The organism is Streptomyces sp. NPDC045967 (genome assembly GCF_056430495.1).
The window spans coordinates 1-16,674 of the sequence record NZ_JBWKLE010000008.1; the positions used below are offsets into that span (position 1 = coordinate 1).

Sequence of the window (16,674 nt, forward strand, 5' to 3'; positions counted from 1 at the left end):
TCAGCGACATCCGCTGGGGCTTTCCTCCGGGCTTCGTTCTGCTTTCCTGCTGTTCTTGCGTTTCCGACTCTATCAGACTCTCTCGGGCCCGATTTTTTCGGTGCTTTCCAGTTCCCGCGCTTTTGCGCTTTCCCTTTCCGGCGATTCCGACTTTAGCAGCGCTTTCCCGTTCCTCTGACCACTCGCCGTTTTGCCACCAGGGCATGCGGGAAGTAGTCGAGTTCGAGGTCGGTGCTGGAAGTGGAAGATTCCCGTCCATCCAGCGTTCGCGAGAAGTTCACACGAAGCGCCGTGGCGGGAGTCACGACAGTACAGGGCGGGCGGTGCCCAAGCAAATCGATTCAGGCGTATGGTCTAGTCCACCGGTCTAGTCCACTAGTCTCCGTGCCTAAGGGCCCGTTCGGATCAGGACCAACTTCGGACGAACCCGAACATGTTGTGACATATCCTTCTGACGAGTATGCCGTTCGCGACAGGTAGTGACGGCGACACTGAGCAGCTCCACCCCTGGGAGGCCCCCATGACCAGCGTGACGTCCCCACTTGCCGGGCGCGCCATCGGACTCGCGGCAGTGCCCGACCCGGTGTTCTCCGGCGCGATGGTGGGACCGGGCACCGCTATTGATCCCGTGCGCGAGCCCTCGGAGGCGGTGTCCCCCGTAGACGGTGTGGTCGTCTCCCTGCACCCGCACGCGTACGTCGTCGTCGACGGCGAAGGCCACGGTGTGCTCACCCACCTGGGGATCGACACCGTTCAGCTCAACGGCGAGGGCTTCGAGCTGCTCGTCAACAAGGGCGACACCGTGACCCGCGGCCAGGCCGTCATCCGCTGGAACCCGAAGGCCGTCGAGGAAGCCGGCAAGTCGCCGGTCTGCCCCGTCGTGGCACTGGAGGCCTCCGCGGAGTCCCTCTCCGACGTCGTCGAGTCCGGGGACGTCAAGGCCGAAGAGGTCCTCTTCAACTGGAAGTGACCTTGTCCGCCTTCACAGGTGAGTCGGACATCCACCGCGGCGGCTGGGCCCGCCGCTCAATCGGAGACGGTGAAATGGAGACAACGCTGCGAGGCGTCGGCGTGAGCCACGGTGTGGCGATCGGCGAGGTCCGGCACATGGGTACGGCAGTCCTGGAGCCGCCGGCCAAGCAGATCACCGCGGCTGAGGCGGAGCGCGAACAGGGGCGCGCCCGCAAGGCCGTGGAGGCGGTGTCCGCCGACCTGATCGCGCGCGGGCAGCTGGCCGGCGGCGAGGCCCAGCACGTGCTCGAAGCCCAGGCGATGATCGCCACGGACCCCGAGCTGATGGCGGACGTCGACCGGCGGATCGCCGTCGGCAGCACGGCCGAGCGCGGGATCTACGACGCCTTCGCCTCCTACCGCGACCTGCTCGCGGGGGCCGGCGAGTACATGGCGGGCCGGGTGGCCGACCTGGACGACGTACGGAACCGCATCGTGGCGCGCCTGCTGGGCGTGCCGATGCCGGGCGTGCCGGACAGCGACGAGCCGTACGTACTGATCGCGCGGGACCTCGCCCCCGCTGACACGGCTCTGCTCGACCCGGCGCTGGTGCTCGGTTTCGTCACCGAGGAAGGCGGCCCGACCAGCCACAGCGCGATCCTCGCGCGGGCACTGGGCGTGCCGGCGATCGTGGCGCTGCCGGGTGCCTGTGAGATCGCCGAGGGCACGGTCATCGCCGTCGACGGCAGCACGGGCGACCTGTTCGTCGAGCCGAGCGACGACAAGCGGACCGAGCTGGAGGCCGCGGCCGCCGAGCGGAAGGCCGCGCTGGCCGCGTCGTCCGGTCCGGGCGCGACCTCGGACGGCCACAAGGTGCCGCTGCTGGCGAACGTGGGCGGGCCGGCGGACGTGCCGGCCGCCGTGGAGGCCGGGGCGGAGGGCGTGGGCCTGTTCCGCACCGAGTTCCTGTTCCTGGACGACAGCGAGAAGGCGCCCTCCGAGGAGAAGCAGGTCGAGTCCTACCGCAAGGTGCTCGCGGCGTTCCCCCAGGGCCGTGTGGTCGTGCGGGTGCTGGATGCCGGGGCCGACAAGCCGCTGGACTTCCTGACTCCGGGCGACGAGCCGAACCCGGCGCTGGGCGTCCGTGGTCTGCGTTCGCTGCTGGAGCACCCGGACGTGCTGCGCACGCAGCTCACCGCGCTGGCCAAGGCGGCCGAGGGGCTGCCGGTCTACCTCGAGGTCATGGCCCCGATGGTGGCCGACCGCACCGACGCCAAGGCGTTCGCGGACGCGTGCCGCGAGGCGGGGCTGCAGGCGAAGTTCGGCGCGATGGTGGAGATCCCCTCCGCCGCGCTGCGGGCGCGCTCGATCCTTCAGGAGGTCGAGTTCCTGTCGCTGGGCACCAATGACCTGGCTCAGTACGCCTTCGCCGCCGACCGGCAGGTCGGTGCGGTGTCGCGGCTCCAGGACCCGTGGCAGCCGGCGCTCCTCGACCTGATCGCCATGTCGGCGGAGGCAGCGAGGGCCGAGGGCAAGAGTTGCGGCGTCTGCGGTGAGGCCGCTTCCGACCCGCTGCTCGCGTGCGTGCTGACGGGTCTCGGTGTCACCTCCCTCTCCATGGGTGCCGCTTCCATTCCCTATGTGCGGGCGACCCTGGCCAAGTACACCCTCGCCCAGTGCGAGCGAGCCGCTGCGGCGGCGCGGGCGTGCGACAGCGCGGAGGAGGCCCGGGTGGCCGCCCAGGCGGTGCTGTCCGGCGAGTAGTCGGTGTGTGAGCGATCGAGGGGCCTTCGCTGATGGCGAGGGCCCCTCGGCCGTTCGTCAGCGGTGCGGGCCCGGCCCGTCCACCTCGTATCCCGGGCAGTATTCGACGCCCGGTTCCGGGGGGACGGGTTCACCGGTGTCCGCATCCGTGCAGTAGGCGTTGAACACGGCCGCGGCCGAGAGCACGGAGAGGCGGCCTCGGTCCAGCCGCCAGCCGTGGACGCGGTCCCGGTGGTCGGCCGTGGTGGTGCGCAGGACCAGCCCGCCGGAGCCGCCGAGGGCCAGGCCGGCGGCCAGGACGGTCACGAAGTCGAGGCCGTCGCGCCCCTCGACCCGTGGTGGCGCCTCGGGATCGTCGCCGGTCTCGGCGTGCAGGACGGCGACGAGCTGCTGCTCCTCGGTCGGAACGCTGCAGACCAGGTGGTGCCGCCCGGGGCCGGCTCCCGCCATCAGCCGGCGGAGCGCGGCGGTGGCCCGCTCGAAGGAGGCGCGGCCGATGTCCTCCCCGCAGTCGGCGCAGGTGCCGGCTTCGGCGAGGAGCACCGTCGCGTACTCCCAGGTGGCCTGGCGGACTGCCTCGTCGACGAGCTGGGGGACGAGTTCCTCGATGGGCTGGCCGGCATAGGGCAGGCCGACGCCGTTGCCCGCGAGGTCCGCGGTGAACCGGGTGCGCGTTTCCGCGGAGTCCGGGTCGAGGCCGTTCTCCTCGCAGAAATCGGCGTACTCCTCGGGGTCGAAGAGCGTGACCGTCGTGTGGATGCCCTGGCCCGCGAGGGACCGGAGCAGGCCCTCCACCTGGTCGAGGTAGTCGGGGTATTCGTCGTGGTGGTCGAAGACGAAGCTGCGGTAGCCGCGCATGGCCGCGAAGTCCTCCGCGTCGGTCAGGAGGCCGACGGTACTGGGGACCTCGCGGCGCAGCTTGCGGCGCCGGTCGGTGCCGACGGCCCGCGTGGGCCGGCCGGCGGTGGCCGCCTCGGCGGTCTCGGCCGCCTCGGCGGCACCGGCCGCGTTCGTCCTGCTGGTTCCGGTGGTCTTCTTCGGTGGCATGGCTTCCCCCTGAGCGGCGCGATCACTTGCTCACTCAGAGTAACCATCGCCACTGACAGTGACCTCAGCCGCGGGTGCGGGCCAGCTCCTCGTAGAAGTGGAGGAGGTCGAGGTTGTCCACGGAGCCCGGGTTCACGGCCTTCGCCAGGGGTGCGCCCTGCAGGAGCCGCTTGACCGGGACCTCGATGCGCTTGCCGGTGAGGGTGTGCGGGATGCCCGGTACCTCGATGACCTCGTCGGGCACGTGCCGCGGGGAGAGTTCCTCGCGGATCGTCGCCGTGATCCGGTCGCGGAGGCCGTCGTCGAGGGTGGCGCCGGGGGCGAGGTGGACGAACAGCGGCATCCAGTAGCCGCCGTTCGGCTCCTCCAGGCCGATGACCAGGGATTCCTTGATCTCCGGGAGGCGCTCGACGGCCTCGTAGATGTCCGCGGAACCCATCCGGACGCCCTGGCGGTTCAGGGTGGAGTCGGAGCGGCCGTGGATGACCACCGAGCCGTGGCCGGTGAGCGTGATCCAGTCCCCGTGGCGCCAGACGCCGGGGAACATCTCGAAGTAGCTCTCGCGGTAGCGGCTGCCGTCGGGGTCGTTCCAGAACCGGACCGGCATGGACGGCATGGGGTTGGTGACGACGAGCTCGCCGACCTCGCCGGTGACGGCCTTGCCCGACGGGTCCCACGCCTGGAGGTCCGTGCCGAGGCAGGCGGCCTGGAGCTCGCCGATGTGGACGGGCAGCGTGGGGACGGCGCCCGCGAAGCAGCTGCACACGTCGGTGCCGCCGCTGACGGAGGCGATCCAGAGATCCTCGGCCACCTCGTCGTGCAGCCAGCGGAAGCCGTCGGGCGGGAGCGGGGAGCCGGTGGTGGCCACGCACTTCACGGCAGAGAGGTCGAAGTCGCGCGACGGGTGGACCTCGGCCTTGCGGCAGGCCATCACGTACGCGGCCGAGGTGCCGTAGAGGGTGGCCCGGGTGCGCTCGGCGATCCGCCACTGGGCGCCGGTGTCCGGGTAGCCGGGGCTGCCGTCGTACAGGACGACGGTGGTGCCGGTGAGCAGGCCGGAGACGAGGAAGTTCCACATCATCCAGCCGGTGGAGGTGTACCAGAAGAACCGGTCCTCGGGGCCGAGGTCGCAGTGCAGGCCGAGCTGCTTGAGGTGCTCGAGGAGGATGCCGCCCTGGGACTGGACGATGGCCTTGGGCAGGCCGGTCGTACCGGAGGAGTACAGGACCCACAGGGGGTGGTCGAAGGGGACGGCCTCGAAGACGGGCTCGGTGTCGGCGGAGGTCAGGTCCGACCAGGCGAGCGTGCCCGAGGGGGCCGGCGTATCGAGGAGCGGGATGTGGACGACGGCGCGCAGGGAGGGGAGCTCGGCGCGCAGCTCGGCGACGGTGTCGCGGCGGTCGTGCTCCTTGCCGCCGTAGCGGTAGCCGTCGACGGTGAACAGGACGACCGGCTCGACCTGCTGGAAGCGGTCGAGAACGCTGCGGGCGCCGAAATCGGGGGCGCAGGAGGTCCAGACCCCGCCGACGGCGGCGGTGGCGAGGAGGGCGACGACGGCCTCGGGGATGTTGGGGAGGTAACCGCTGACCCGGTCGCCGGGGCGTACGCCGAGGGCGCGCAGCTCGGCGGCGAGGGAGCCGACCTGGCGGCGGAGGGCGGCCCAGGTGACGGGGGTGGGCTCGTGGGTCTCGTCGACGTGCAGGAGGGCGGGGTCGTCGGCGCGGGCCGGGTCCTCCGCGGCGCGCAGCGCGTGCTCGGCGTAGTTGAGGGTGGCTCCCGTGAACCAGCTCGCGCCGGGCATGGAGCGGTCGGCGAGGACGGCGCTGTAAGGGGTGGTGAAGCGGACGTCGAACCACTCGGCGACGGCCTGCCAGAAGGTGTCGAGCTCGTCGACGGACCAGCTGTGCAGGGCGGGGTAGCCGCCGTCGGCCGGGGCTCCGAAGCGCTCGGCCGCCCAGACCTGGAAGGCGGTGATCCGGGCCGCGGCGATCCGGTCGGGGCCGGGGGCCCAGAGGGGTTCCGGCTGCGTGGCTGAGGTCATGGGTCGGCTCCCGGTCAAGTCTGCGGCTCGCGCTTCGTGTGCGTACGGTGCCATCGCGCGGGGGGTGGGTGCGCGGCGGCTCACAGGGACCATGCCATGTGATCGACATCCGCACCAGAGTCGTCATCACCGCTCACGGGGGCGGTGGCATGTGGCGGAGCACCAGTCGCCGGCGGTCGGCCGGGGCGGCGCGGGGACGCAGGCGGGGGCGCGAGGGGGCGGCGCTGCCGCGCGACGCGAGGGCGCAGCCGGGGGGCGTGCGGGAGCGGCTCCGGTCAGGCGCGGGGCGGAAGCCCGCGGGTGAACGGCAGTTGAACCCGGCACCCCCGGTCGGGGGCCACTGGCAAGGTGACCCCCATGGACGGTCGCGATCTGGTGCGTGCGGTGAAGGACATCGGTACGGAGCGCGGACGGCGCGCCTGGCTCTCGGCGTGGCGCCACCGGCGCGCGGACGTGGTGGGGCTTCCGCGCCGGGGTGTGGAGCGGGCGCGGGTGCCGGGGCTGCTGACCGGCACGGAGCCGCTGCCGGGCGGGGGCGTGCTGCGGTTCGCCCGCTCGGACCTGCTGGTACGGGTCACCGTGGGCGGGGCGGTGTTCTGGGGGTGGGACGGGGCCGGGCCGACGCCCTCGTACGCGGTGGTGGGCACCGGACCGGCGCCTGACCCGCGCGCCGTGCTGGAGCCGGACACCGGGGGCGGCTGGCGGGTGGTGTCCGAGCGGGTGACCGTGGCGGTGTCCCGGCACGGGGCGGTGGAGGTGCGCACACCGGGCGGGACGGTGCTGCGGCGGGAACTGCCGCCGCGCTGGTGGGAGCCGGTGGCCGCCGGTGCGGATGGGACGGCCGCCGGTGCCGAGTCGGTGTCCGCGGACGGGGAGGGGAGCGGGAGCGGGAGCGGGGACGGTTCCGGCGACGGTGGGGCCGGGGACGGTGGGGCCGGGGACGCGGGTGGGATCGGCCGCGGGGTGGGGGCGGGCTGCGCGGGGCGGTGGTTCCAGCGCAGTGAGGTGGCGGCGGACGCCCGGTTCTTCGGGCTCGGCGGGCGGGCGGCGGGCCCGCGGCTGCGGGACGGGGAGTACCGGCTGTGGAACACCGACCCGAGGGGCGGCTTCAAGCCGGGCGACGATCCGCTGTACCTGACCATGCCGGTCCAGCTGGTGGTGGCGGACGCGGGGACGCACCTGGTGTTCCACGACAACGCGTGGGACGGCCGGGTGGTGCTGCGGGAGGGCGAGGAGGGCGCGGGCTCGGGGGCGGACCGCCCGGGGGTGTGCGAGATGCGCATGGAGGGCGGGCCTCTGCGGTGCTGGGTGCTGGTGGGGCCTCCGGCGCGCGTGTTGCAGGGGTGGTCCGGGCTGACGGGGGCGGCGGCGGTGCCGCCGGAGTGGGCTCTGGGGTACCAGCACGCCCGGTGGGGGTTCGGCAGCGCCCAGGAGGTGCGCCGGGTGGTGGGGGCCTATGCGGAGCGCGGGTTCGCGCTGTCGGCCGTGCACCTGGACATCGACCACTACCAGCGGCACCGGGTGTTCACGGTGGACCGCGGGCGGTTCCCGGATCTGCCGGGGCTGGCCCGGGAGTTGGGCGAACAGGGCGTACGGCTGGTTTCGATCGTTGACCCGGCGGTGAAGACGGGCGACCCGCTGCACGCGGCCGGGCGGGCTGTGGGGCCGCGGGGGGCGTTCGTGCGGGACGCGGCGGGCGCGGAGGTGCGCGGTGAGGTGTGGCCGGGTGAGTGCGCCTACCCGGACTTCACGGATCCGGCGGTGCGGGAGTGGTGGGGCGGGCTGTACGAGGAGCGGCTCGCGCAGGGCTTCGCCGGCTTCTGGCACGACATGAACGAGCCGGTCTCCTTCACCCCGTTCGGCGACATGACGCTGCCCCGCTCCGCGCGGCACTCGATGGACGGCGCGGGCGGGGACCACCGGGCCGCGCACAACGTGTACGCGCTGGGGATGGCGCGGGCCGGCTGGGAGGGGCTGGTCCGGCTGCGGCCGGCCGAGCGGCCGTTCCTGTTCTCCCGGTCGGGGTGGGCGGGGATGCAGCGGTACGGGGGCACCTGGTCGGGGAACGTGGAGTCCAGCTGGGCGGGGCTGCGGGCGTCGCTGGCGCTGGTGCTGGGGCTGGGGCTGTGCGGGGTGCCGTACTCGGGGCCGGACGTCGGCGGCTTCGGCGGATCGCCCTCCCCCGAGCTGTACCTGCGGTGGCTGCAGCTCGGGGCCTACCTGCCGCTGTTCCGCACGCACTCGGCGATCTGGGCGGGGCGGCGGGAGCCGTGGGAGTTCGGTGCCGAGGTGGAGGAGCACGCGCGGGCGGTGATGGCGGAACGGGAGCGGCTGCGACCGTACTTCGTGACGCTGGCGTACCTGGCGCGGCGGACGGGGGCGCCGTACGTACGGCCGGTGTGGTGGGGCACGCCGGAGGAGCGGCGGCTGCGGGACTGCGAGGACGCGTTCCTGCTGGGCGACGCGCTGCTGGTCGCGCCGGTGCTGGAGTGCGGGGCGGACCGGCGGGCGGTGCGGCTGCCGCGGGGCCGGTGGTACGACACGGCGACGGGCGCGGCGCACGAGGGCCCGGCGCAGGTCCTGCTGGGCGCTCCGCCGGGGCGGATTCCGGTGCTGGCGCGGGCGGGATCGGTGATTCCGGTCCGGGGCGCCTCCGGCGCCGAGGTCGAGCTGGAGGTCTGGGCACCGGCGCGGGGGTGTACGGCCAGCGGGGTGGTGATCCGTGACCCGGGGCCGGGCTTCGAGGCGGGCGAGCTCGAGCGGTACACCTCGCGGTGGGCCGGGGACGAGGTGGTGGTGACGGACGAGTCGGGCGACGCGGTGCGGGGGGTGGTGGTACGGGGCCTGGGCTCGGCAGGCGACTGACCGGGGGCGGGGGAGGCTGCGGGCTGACCGGGGCGGGGCGGCCGGGGCGCGGGGTCGCCGGCCTCGGGGTTGCCCGTGCCCGGCTGCGCCGTGGCGGGCCGGGGACCGGGGTGGCGACGGCCGGAACCAGGGGCCAGGGGGGTGCCCGGTCGGCGGTGGCCGGGGCTGACGGGGCTGACGGGGCTGACGGGGCTGACGGGGCTGACGGGGCTGACGGGGCTGACGGGGCAAGGGTCGGGAGCGGCAACCGGTGGTGCGTACGGGGGCGGGAGCGGCAGCCGACGGCCGGAGGCGCTGGTCATCGCGTTGCGCCAGCGGGCCCAAGGGGTGCGTGACGGGACCGGGACCGGGTTCGGGGGTCAGGCGGCGTGCGTGCGGAACCAGGTGGCGGCGGCCTGGGTGTGGAGGGGGAAGGCCAGCTCCGTCGGGGTGCGCAGGATGTGCCAGCCGCTGGTCTCGTTCGTCGGGGCCGATGCCGGGAGGGTGGCGGCGGGGCGGGCGGGGAGGAGGCCGAAGAGCAGCAGGTGGCCGGCCGGGGAGCTCAGGGCGTCGGCCAGGGTGACGTCCGCGGCCGGGGCGGTGATGCCGGTCTCCTCGCGGAGTTCGCGGACGACCGCGTCCCGCCAGTCCTCGCCGAAGTCGATGAAGCCGCCGGGCAGGGCGATGCCGCCGAGGGCCGGTTCGATGGTGCGGGTGACGACGACGAGGCCCGTGCCGGCCTCGTCCTCGACGGGGAGCAGCGCGACGGCCACCGGGAGCGGGTTGCGGTAGGCGACCGCCCCGCAGGCGGCACAGGCGCGGGGCCAGGTCCGGTGGGGGTAGGGCGCTCCGCAGGTGGAGCAGTGGGAGTCCCTCAGCTGTGCCGGCATGCGGCGATGGTATGTGAAGGAAACGAAACTGAACGGGTGTTGGGCGCATCCGCGGCCGGTGCACGTCGGGTGTCGCCGTCGGCCCGGCCTGAGTACCGTGCCCGCATGACTTTCCGTTCGTACGAGGAGTTCTGGCCGTACTACGTCGCCATGCACTCCCGCGCCGCCACCCGCTGGGTGCATCTCGCCGGGACGCTCACCGGCCTGGCCGTGACCGCCTACGGGGCGGCACGCGGGCGCAAGCGGTACCTCGCCGCGCTGCCGCTGATCGGGTACGGGACCGCGTGGCCGGCGCACTTCTTCCTCGAGGGGAACAACCCGGCCACGTTCGGCCATCCGGCGTGGTCCCTGCGCGGGGACGCCCAGATGATCCGGATGATGCTGGCCGGGCGGGACGCGGAGCTCGCCGGGATCGCCGGGAAGTGGCTCGCCGAGAACCGGTGACCCGGCCGCCCTCCCGTGGCACACTCCTGACGGATCGTCAGGTTTCTGCAGGGGAGGGGTCTTGGCACTCACACGCACACCCGTCGTCAGCGGGTGGTTCACCGAAGCCGCCTCGGACGGCGGCTTCCGGCTGCTCGGCACCCGGTGCTCGGCCTGCGCCGCGGTGTTCTTCCCGCGCGAGGACGCCTACTGCCGCGATCCGCGGTGCCCGGGAGGCGGGGAGCTGCACGAGGTGCCGCTGTCCCCCCGCGGCCGGATCTGGTCCTACACCGACGGCCGCTACCGCCCGCCCGCGCCCTATGTGTCCGATCCGGCCGTGCCCTGGGAGCCGTACACCCTGGTCGCGGTGGAGCTGGAGGCCGAGGGGATGGTCGTGCTCGGGCAGGCGGTGCCGGGCGTGGGGGTCGGGGACCTCGCGGTCGGCATGGAGGTCGAGGTGGTCGGCGGGGTGCTCAACGAAGACCCGGAGAGCGGGACCGCCTGGACCACCTGGCGGTTCAAGCCGGTGGGAGGCACCGCGTGAGCGCCGACATCGCCGTCCTCGGAGCCGGGATGCACCCCTGGGGCAAGTGGGGCCGCAGCTTCGTGGAGTACGGGCGGGCCGCCGCCCGGGCGGCACTGGCGGACGCCGGGCTGGACTGGACGGACGTGGGGTCGATCGTCGGCGCCGACACCGTGCGGTCCGGATACCCCGGCTACGTGGCCGGCGCGACCTTCGCCCGGGCCCTCGGCTGGCAGGGAGCCCGGGTGACCAGCGTGTACGCGGCCTGCGCGTCCGGCGCCCAGGCGATCGGGGCGGCCAGGGCGCAGATCCTGGCCGGGCTGGCCGACGTGGTGCTCGTGGTGGGCGCGGACGCCGCGCCCAAGGGGTTCTTCGCCCCGGTGGGAGGCGACCGGCCCGACGATCCGGACTGGCTGCGCTTCCGCGTGCTGGGCGCCACGAATCCGGCCTACTTCGGCCTGTACGCGCGCCGCCGGATGGCCGTGTACGGGGACACCCCGGAGGACTTCGCCCAGGTGAAGGTGAAGAACTCGGCCGCCGGGGCGCTCAACCCCCACGCCCGCTACCGCAAGGCCGTCTCCGCGCAGGAGGTGGCCGCCTCGGCGGTCGTCGCCGACCCTCTGCGGCTGCTCGACATCTGCGCCACCTCCGACGGCGGCGCGGCGCTGGTGCTCACCAGCATGGACTTCGCCCGCTCGCGCGGGATCGGCGACCCGGTGCGGATCCGGGCCGTGTCGACGGTGACGCCCACTTATCCGCGGAGGGTGCTGGACCTGCCCGACATCGCCACGGACGCGGTGGTCGCCGAGGACACGGCGGTCGCGACCGGCCCGGCGGTCGCCGTCCGGCCCCGGCCCGAGGCCGGCTCCTTCCGCGCCTCGATCGCGCGCGCGGCGTACGAGGAGGCGGGGCTCGGTCCGGACGACCTCTCGCTGGCCGAGGTGTACGACCTGTCCACCGCCCTGGAGCTGGAGTGGTACGAGGACATCGGGCTCTGCGCGCAGGGCGAGGGGGCGAAGCTCGTACGGGAGGGGGCGACGGCGCTCGGCGGGCAGATCCCCGTCAACCCCAGTGGCGGCCTGGCCTCGTTCGGCGAGGCGGTGCCGGCGCAGGCCATCGCCCAGGTGTGCGAGCTGACCTGGCAGCTGCGCGGCACGGCCGGGGAGCGGCAGGTGCCGGGGGCGCGGGCCGGGATCACCGCGAACCAGGGGTTGTTCGGCCACGGATCGGCCGTGGTCGCGGTGCGCTGAGGACGCGCGGCCGGCGGGGGCGCGGTGCGGTGAAGGCCCTCGGCCGGCGGGGGGCGCGGTGCGCTGAGGGGCCTCGGCCGGCGGGTGTTGTCGGAACGCTTGACGGCCCCCGGCGGCGGGTTCACACTCGCTCCACGGTCCCGCGACGCCCGGGGCCCCGGAACCCCCCATGAGAGCTGCGGCCCGTACCCCAGTCGGCGGGGGTACGGGCCGCCTCCCCGTCGGACTCCGGCCGTCGGACCCGGCCGTCACAGCCCGCCCGTCACGCCCCGGCCGTCAGGCTGCGCCGCCTCGCCCGGGCCACCGACATCGCGTGTTCCACGACCCCGACCAGCACGTCCTTCGCGGACTCCCGGTCCCGCGCGTCGCAGAGCAGCACCGGCACCCCGGGATCGAGGTCGAGTGCGTCCCGTACGGTCGCGACGGGGTGCCGGTCCGCGCCGTCGAAGCAGTTGACCGCGACGACGAACGGGATCTCCCGGCGCTCGAAGTAGTCGACGGCGGCGAAGCAGTCGCCGAGGCGGCGGGTGTCGGCGAGGACCACCGCGCCGAGCGACCCCTGGGCGAGCTCGTCCCAGAGGAACCAGAACCGGTCCTGCCCGGGCGTCCCGAAGAGGTACAGCACCAGGTCCTCGCGCAGCGTGATGCGCCCGAAGTCCATGGCCACGGTCGTGGTGCTCTTCCCCTCCACTCCCCCGGTGTCGTCGATGCCGACGCCCGGCTCCGAGAGCAGTTCCTCGGTCCGCAGCGGCCTGATCTCGCTGACCGCACTGACCAGGGTGGTCTTGCCCACCCCGAAGCCGCCCGCGACCAGGATCTTCAAGGTCAGCGGCTCGACCGGCGACACGGCATGCATGGCACCGGTGCGGCTAGAGCGCCCGAAGGCCATCGATCACCTCACGCAGAATGGATTCGTCGGGCAGTTCGGCCGGCGGTACCGGCCGGGTCACGTGGACCAGTCGGTCGTCGGCCAGGTCCCCGATCAGGACCCGCACGACCCCGACCGCGAGGTCGAGTTCCGCCGCGAGTTCGGCGACCGACTGCGGGCGTTCGCGGCACATGCCCAGGATGTGGGCGTGCTCCGGCGACAGGGTCAGGTCCCAGACCGGATCGTCCGCGGCCGGCTCGGCGACCACGAGCGCGATCAGGTCTAGGCGGTGCTGGCCCGCGTGGCTGGTCCGCCCGCGGGTCATGGCGTACGGGCGCACCACCGGACCGGCGTCGTCGTCGAACCAGTGCGCGTGGTCGGAGGTCTGGTCGGGCTCCCCGGCCGGCGTGGGGACGGGGAGGTCCTGGCCTGGATCGCTCATGCCGTACGTCTCACCCTCCGGCTGGCAGCCCGGTGCGCGGGGCGGTGGCCAGGTGGTCGCCCACCCGCTTGACCATCAGGGTCATCTCGTACGCGACCTGGCCGACGTCGGATTCGGAGTCGGCGAGCACGGCGAGGCAGCTGCCGTCGCCTGCCGCCATCACGAAGAGGAACGCCTCGTCGAGCTCGACGACGGTCTGGCGGACCCGTCCGGAGTCGAAGTGCCGGCCGACTCCCTTGGCCAGGCTGTGGAATCCGGAGGCGACCGCCGCGAGGTGCTCGCTGTCCTCGCGGGTCAGGTCCTGGGAGCTGCCGGTGGGCAGGCCGTCGCCCGAGAGGACCACCGCCTTGCGGATGGAGCCGACCTTCTCGACGAGCTCGTCGAGGAGCCAGTTGAGCGGGCCGGAGCCGCGGCCCCTGGTGTCGTTGCCGGTCTGCGGTGCGGTCATCGACCGTCCCCTTCGTTCTCGTTCGCGGGACCGGTGGCGGCGGGGGTGCCTGCCCCGGTCTCGGACTGCGCTTGGGCGTGCTGGTCGCGGCCCGCCGTCCAGCCCCGCTGGAGGGCGGACATGCGCGCGCGGACGTCCTCCGCGTCGCGGTCCCGCAGGGGGGCGGTGCTGTCGTCGGAGGCCGCGGCCGGGACGTTCTTGAGCTGGGGTGCCAGGTTTGCCTGGCGGACCCGTCGGGGCAGCGACGCGCCGCCGGCCGGCGCGTTCCCGGAACCGGACACGGGTGCCGGCGCCGGTGCCGGTCCGGACGCGGGTGCGGGCGCCGCGGCGGGCGAGGAGCCGCGCGCGGGGCCGGACTGCGGGACCGCGGACACCGGGCGGGGCTCCACGCGGCGGCCGTGCTCCGCGACCAAAGTCGGGGCGGGACGGCGGCGCGGCAGCGGGACGGCTCCCGCGGCGCGGGGCCCGTCGGGGCGGGGGGCCTCCACCCGCTGGGCGTCGAGCCGGACGGGGCCGGTGGCGCGGTCACGGCCCCGGTCGCGATCCCGGCCGCGGTGGCGCTCGGCGGGCGGCTTGTCCGCCGGGCGCAGGCCGCCCAGCAGGGCGCTGCGCGGGGTGCCGCCCGGCGGGGTCTCGTCGTCGAGCGTGGCCATGACGGGACGGGGGGCGACCCCGTCCAGGACGGCCGGGTCCCGGTCGAGGCCGTCCACCGCGTCCAGGCCGAGGACGTCGATCGGCGCCTCCAGCTCGACCGGGCCGCGCGGTTCGGCGACCGGCATCGCACGGCCGGGGCGGGCCGGGGCCGACCGCTCCACGGCGGTCGCGGACCGCGCGGAGGGGATGGAGCCGGTGCGGCCGACCGCCTTGACCGCCGGGCCGTCGTCCAGCCGGATGCCGGTGCCGTTGGTCTCGGGGGCCTCGGTGAGCAGGGCCGACGGGATGAAGACCACGGCGGTGGTGCCCCCGTACGGGCTGGGCTGCAGGACGACCTTGACGCTGTGGCGCCGCGCGAGGCGGCTGACGACGAACAGGCCCAGGCGGTCGGTGTCGGAGAGTTCGAACTCGGGGGTCTCGGCGAGGCGCAGGTTCGCGTCGAGCAGCGCTTCGGGGTTCATGCCGAGACCGCGGTCGTGGATCTCCAGGGTGAAGCCGTTGGCGACGCGCTCGCCGTGCACCTGGACGGCGGTGTGCGGCGGGGAGAAGACGGTGGCGTTCTCCAGGAGTTCGGCGACGAGATGGGTGATGTCGGCGACGGCGGGACCCGCGATGCCCAGCCGCGGCAGCCGGCGTACCTCGATGCGCTCGTAGTCCTCGACCTCGGCGACGGCGGCCCGTACGACGTCCATCAGCTGGACGGGCCTGCGCCACTGGCGGGAGGGGGCGGCGCCGGAGAGGATCACCAGGCCCTCGGCGTGGCGGCGCATGCGGGTGGTCATGTGGTCGAGGCGGAAGAGGTCGGCGAGCTCCTCGGTGTCCTCGGTGCGGCGCTCCATGGTGTCGAGGAGGGTCAGCTGGCGGTGCAGGAGCACCTGGTTGCGGCGGGCCAGGTTGACGAAGACCTCGGAGACGCCGCGGCGCAGCTCGGCCTGCTTCACGGCGGCCTCGACGGCGGCGCGCTGGAGGGTGTTCAGGGCGAGTCCGACCTGGCCGACCTCGTCCTTCTCGTACTCCAGGCGTGGCGCCTCCGTCTCGACGTCCACGTGCTCGCCCGCGGCGAGGCGGCGCATCACGCTCGGGAGGCGGACGCCGGAGACCTCGTGGGCCTCCTTGCGGAGCCGGGAGAGGTCGCGGATCAGGTCGCGGCCGATGCGCACGGAGAGGATCAGCGAGACGACCAGGGCGATGAAGCCGAGGACGCCGGCGGCGGCGGCCTGGACCAGCACCTCCATGGCGACGGGCTCGACGCGCTTCTGGTAGCGGTCGCCGGCGGCGGTGCCCATGACGGCGAGTTCGTCGAGGACCTTGCCCGCGGCCTCGTCCCACTGGGCGGCGGTGACGCGGGGGTTCTTGCCGGGGCCACCGGCGAGGAACCGTTCCTCCGCGTCGCGCAGCGCCTTGCTGTCGGGGCCGTCCCAGTACTGCTCGAAGCGCTGGCGGTCGGCGGCCGGGAGGATCGCCAGGTTGAATTCGTACAGCAGGCGGCGGTTGGCGGCGAAGTCGGAGACGTGCCGGATGTCGGCGGCGCCGACGTTGCGGGCGGCGAGGGCGGAGGCGATGACCGCGTCCTCGCGGGAGAGGGTCTCGCGCGCCTGGGTGATGCCGACGAGGGCGCGGCCCTGCTTGTCCATTTCGACGTCCTCCAGCGCGTGGAGGTTCGTCAGGAACGCGTAGCAGGGGTCGATCAGGCGGCTGTAGAGGTCCAGTGCCTGGCTGGGGTCGAGGGTGTTCTGGTCCACCGAGCGGCGCAGGGCGCCGATGCCGTGGACGGCGGCGAGGATGGAGCGCAGGCGCTGGGCGTTGTCGGGGCTCAGCTGCCCGATCACCTCGGGGTCGCGGGCGTTGGCGCTGATCTGCTCGACGATCTCGTCGGTGGCGGCGCGGCGCTTGGCGAGTTCGGCGGTGGCCGCGGAGGCGCGGGGGTCACCGATGACGACCAGGGTCTGGCGGCGTTCCTTCTGGATGACGCGCACGACGTCCTCGATCGGGTAGCCGACCTTGTCGATGACGTAGGCCACGTCCAGGAGTTGGATCGCCTGACGGCCCGTGATGACCGTCGCGAAGGACCACAGCGCGGTCAGGGAGACGAGCGGCACGAGGAGCAGCGCGACGATCTTCCGGCGGATGGACTTTCCGCGAAAGCGCATGGCCTCCCCAGCCTCCCCCAGCTCGTCCCCGGTGTCGGGGGGTCGGTGTCCCGTCGGTGATCCGCCGGTGGTCCGTCGTTTAAACCGGCGTGAGCCTACTACTGCCGCGCAGCGGGTTCGAAGGCGTGTCCGGACGTTTTCGGCCGGTCCTCCGGAGGTAGATCACGAGTTGTCCGGCAATTCCGGTCAGGAGCAGCCCGATATGTGTCAGATGACACTTGGTGGGGCGTCAGTTCCCGTTACATGATGGATGGCTGGAACTATTCGTTCCGCGATCATGGGGGCGCGTGGACCGTTCCGCGATGCGGGAATCTCCGGACGGTCCCGTACGTCTTCCTCTTCAGGGGAGCACGGCGGGGTAGACGTCCGGGGTAGGCAG

Annotated in this window: 13 protein-coding genes; 6 read left to right on the top strand and 7 right to left on the bottom strand. The window is 73.8% G+C overall.

Going from position 1 to position 16,674, the window contains the following annotated elements:
* Positions 1 to 520: 520 nt before the first annotated feature.
* Complete coding sequence (locus AC07FY_RS17730; RefSeq protein ID WP_479007122.1) at positions 521 to 970, top strand: PTS sugar transporter subunit IIA; 450 nt, start codon at positions 521 to 523, stop codon at positions 968 to 970.
* A 74-nt stretch (positions 971 to 1,044) separates the two neighbouring features.
* Positions 1,045 to 2,715, top strand: coding sequence for a phosphoenolpyruvate--protein phosphotransferase (gene ptsP / locus AC07FY_RS17735; RefSeq protein ID WP_479007125.1), 1,671 nt, complete (start codon positions 1,045 to 1,047; stop codon positions 2,713 to 2,715).
* Positions 2,716 to 2,772: 57 nt separating this feature from the next.
* Here ptsP and AC07FY_RS17740 read toward each other — a convergent pair whose 3' ends face one another.
* Together AC07FY_RS17740 and AC07FY_RS17745 are read right to left on the bottom strand one after the other, a co-directional pair.
* Entirely contained in the window at positions 2,773 to 3,762 is a 990-nt protein-coding gene (locus AC07FY_RS17740) for a hypothetical protein (protein ID WP_479007128.1), read from the bottom strand.
* A gap of 64 nt (positions 3,763 to 3,826) precedes the next feature.
* Positions 3,827 to 5,803, bottom strand: a complete 1,977-nt coding sequence (locus tag AC07FY_RS17745; RefSeq protein ID WP_479007131.1) for an acetoacetate--CoA ligase — start codon at positions 5,801 to 5,803, stop codon at positions 3,827 to 3,829.
* A gap of 357 nt (positions 5,804 to 6,160) precedes the next feature.
* Here AC07FY_RS17745 and AC07FY_RS17750 point away from each other — a divergent pair, with 357 nt between their 5' ends.
* Positions 6,161 to 8,668, top strand: a complete 2,508-nt coding sequence (locus tag AC07FY_RS17750; RefSeq protein ID WP_479007134.1) for a glycoside hydrolase family 31 protein — start codon at positions 6,161 to 6,163, stop codon at positions 8,666 to 8,668.
* A gap of 359 nt (positions 8,669 to 9,027) precedes the next feature.
* On the opposite strand, the gene AC07FY_RS17755 is transcribed toward AC07FY_RS17750, so the two are convergent.
* Positions 9,028 to 9,537, bottom strand: a complete 510-nt coding sequence (locus AC07FY_RS17755; RefSeq protein ID WP_479007137.1) for an NUDIX domain-containing protein — start codon at positions 9,535 to 9,537, stop codon at positions 9,028 to 9,030.
* Between the two features lie 105 nt (positions 9,538 to 9,642).
* Between AC07FY_RS17755 and AC07FY_RS17760 the strand changes: the two genes are divergently transcribed.
* The 3 genes from AC07FY_RS17760 (at position 9,643) to AC07FY_RS17770 (ending at position 11,733) form a co-directional block, all read left to right on the top strand.
* Positions 9,643 to 9,981 carry an Mpo1-like protein gene (locus tag AC07FY_RS17760; RefSeq protein ID WP_479007139.1) on the top strand — a complete coding sequence of 113 codons (339 nt, stop codon included), beginning with the start codon at positions 9,643 to 9,645 and terminating at the stop codon, positions 9,979 to 9,981.
* A 61-nt stretch (positions 9,982 to 10,042) separates the two neighbouring features.
* Positions 10,043 to 10,504: a Zn-ribbon domain-containing OB-fold protein gene (locus tag AC07FY_RS17765; protein ID WP_479007141.1), complete on the top strand. Its 462-nt coding sequence runs from the start codon at positions 10,043 to 10,045 to the stop codon at positions 10,502 to 10,504.
* The gene (locus AC07FY_RS17770; RefSeq protein WP_479007144.1) at positions 10,501 to 11,733 is read left to right on the top strand and encodes a lipid-transfer protein; all 1,233 of its coding nucleotides are present in this window, start codon (positions 10,501 to 10,503) and stop codon (positions 11,731 to 11,733) included. The genes AC07FY_RS17765 and AC07FY_RS17770 overlap by 4 nt, the downstream gene beginning before the upstream one ends.
* A gap of 262 nt (positions 11,734 to 11,995) precedes the next feature.
* Here AC07FY_RS17770 and AC07FY_RS17775 read toward each other — a convergent pair whose 3' ends face one another.
* The 4 genes from AC07FY_RS17775 to AC07FY_RS17790 are packed head-to-tail and all read right to left on the bottom strand — an operon-like array spanning position 11,996 to position 16,295.
* Entirely contained in the window at positions 11,996 to 12,622 is a 627-nt protein-coding gene (locus AC07FY_RS17775) for a GTP-binding protein (protein WP_479007146.1), read from the bottom strand.
* Positions 12,603 to 13,043, bottom strand: a complete 441-nt coding sequence (locus tag AC07FY_RS17780; protein ID WP_479007148.1) for a DUF742 domain-containing protein — start codon at positions 13,041 to 13,043, stop codon at positions 12,603 to 12,605. Before AC07FY_RS17780 ends, AC07FY_RS17775 begins: the two co-directional genes overlap by 20 nt.
* A 10-nt stretch (positions 13,044 to 13,053) precedes the next feature.
* Positions 13,054 to 13,491 (bottom strand): roadblock/LC7 domain-containing protein, encoded by a 438-nt coding sequence (locus tag AC07FY_RS17785; protein ID WP_479007151.1) that lies wholly within the window; start codon positions 13,489 to 13,491, stop codon positions 13,054 to 13,056.
* Positions 13,488 to 16,295, bottom strand: coding sequence for a sensor histidine kinase (locus AC07FY_RS17790; RefSeq protein WP_479007154.1), 2,808 nt, complete (start codon positions 16,293 to 16,295; stop codon positions 13,488 to 13,490). The genes AC07FY_RS17785 and AC07FY_RS17790 overlap by 4 nt, the downstream gene beginning before the upstream one ends.
* Positions 16,296 to 16,674: the final 379 nt, after the last annotated feature.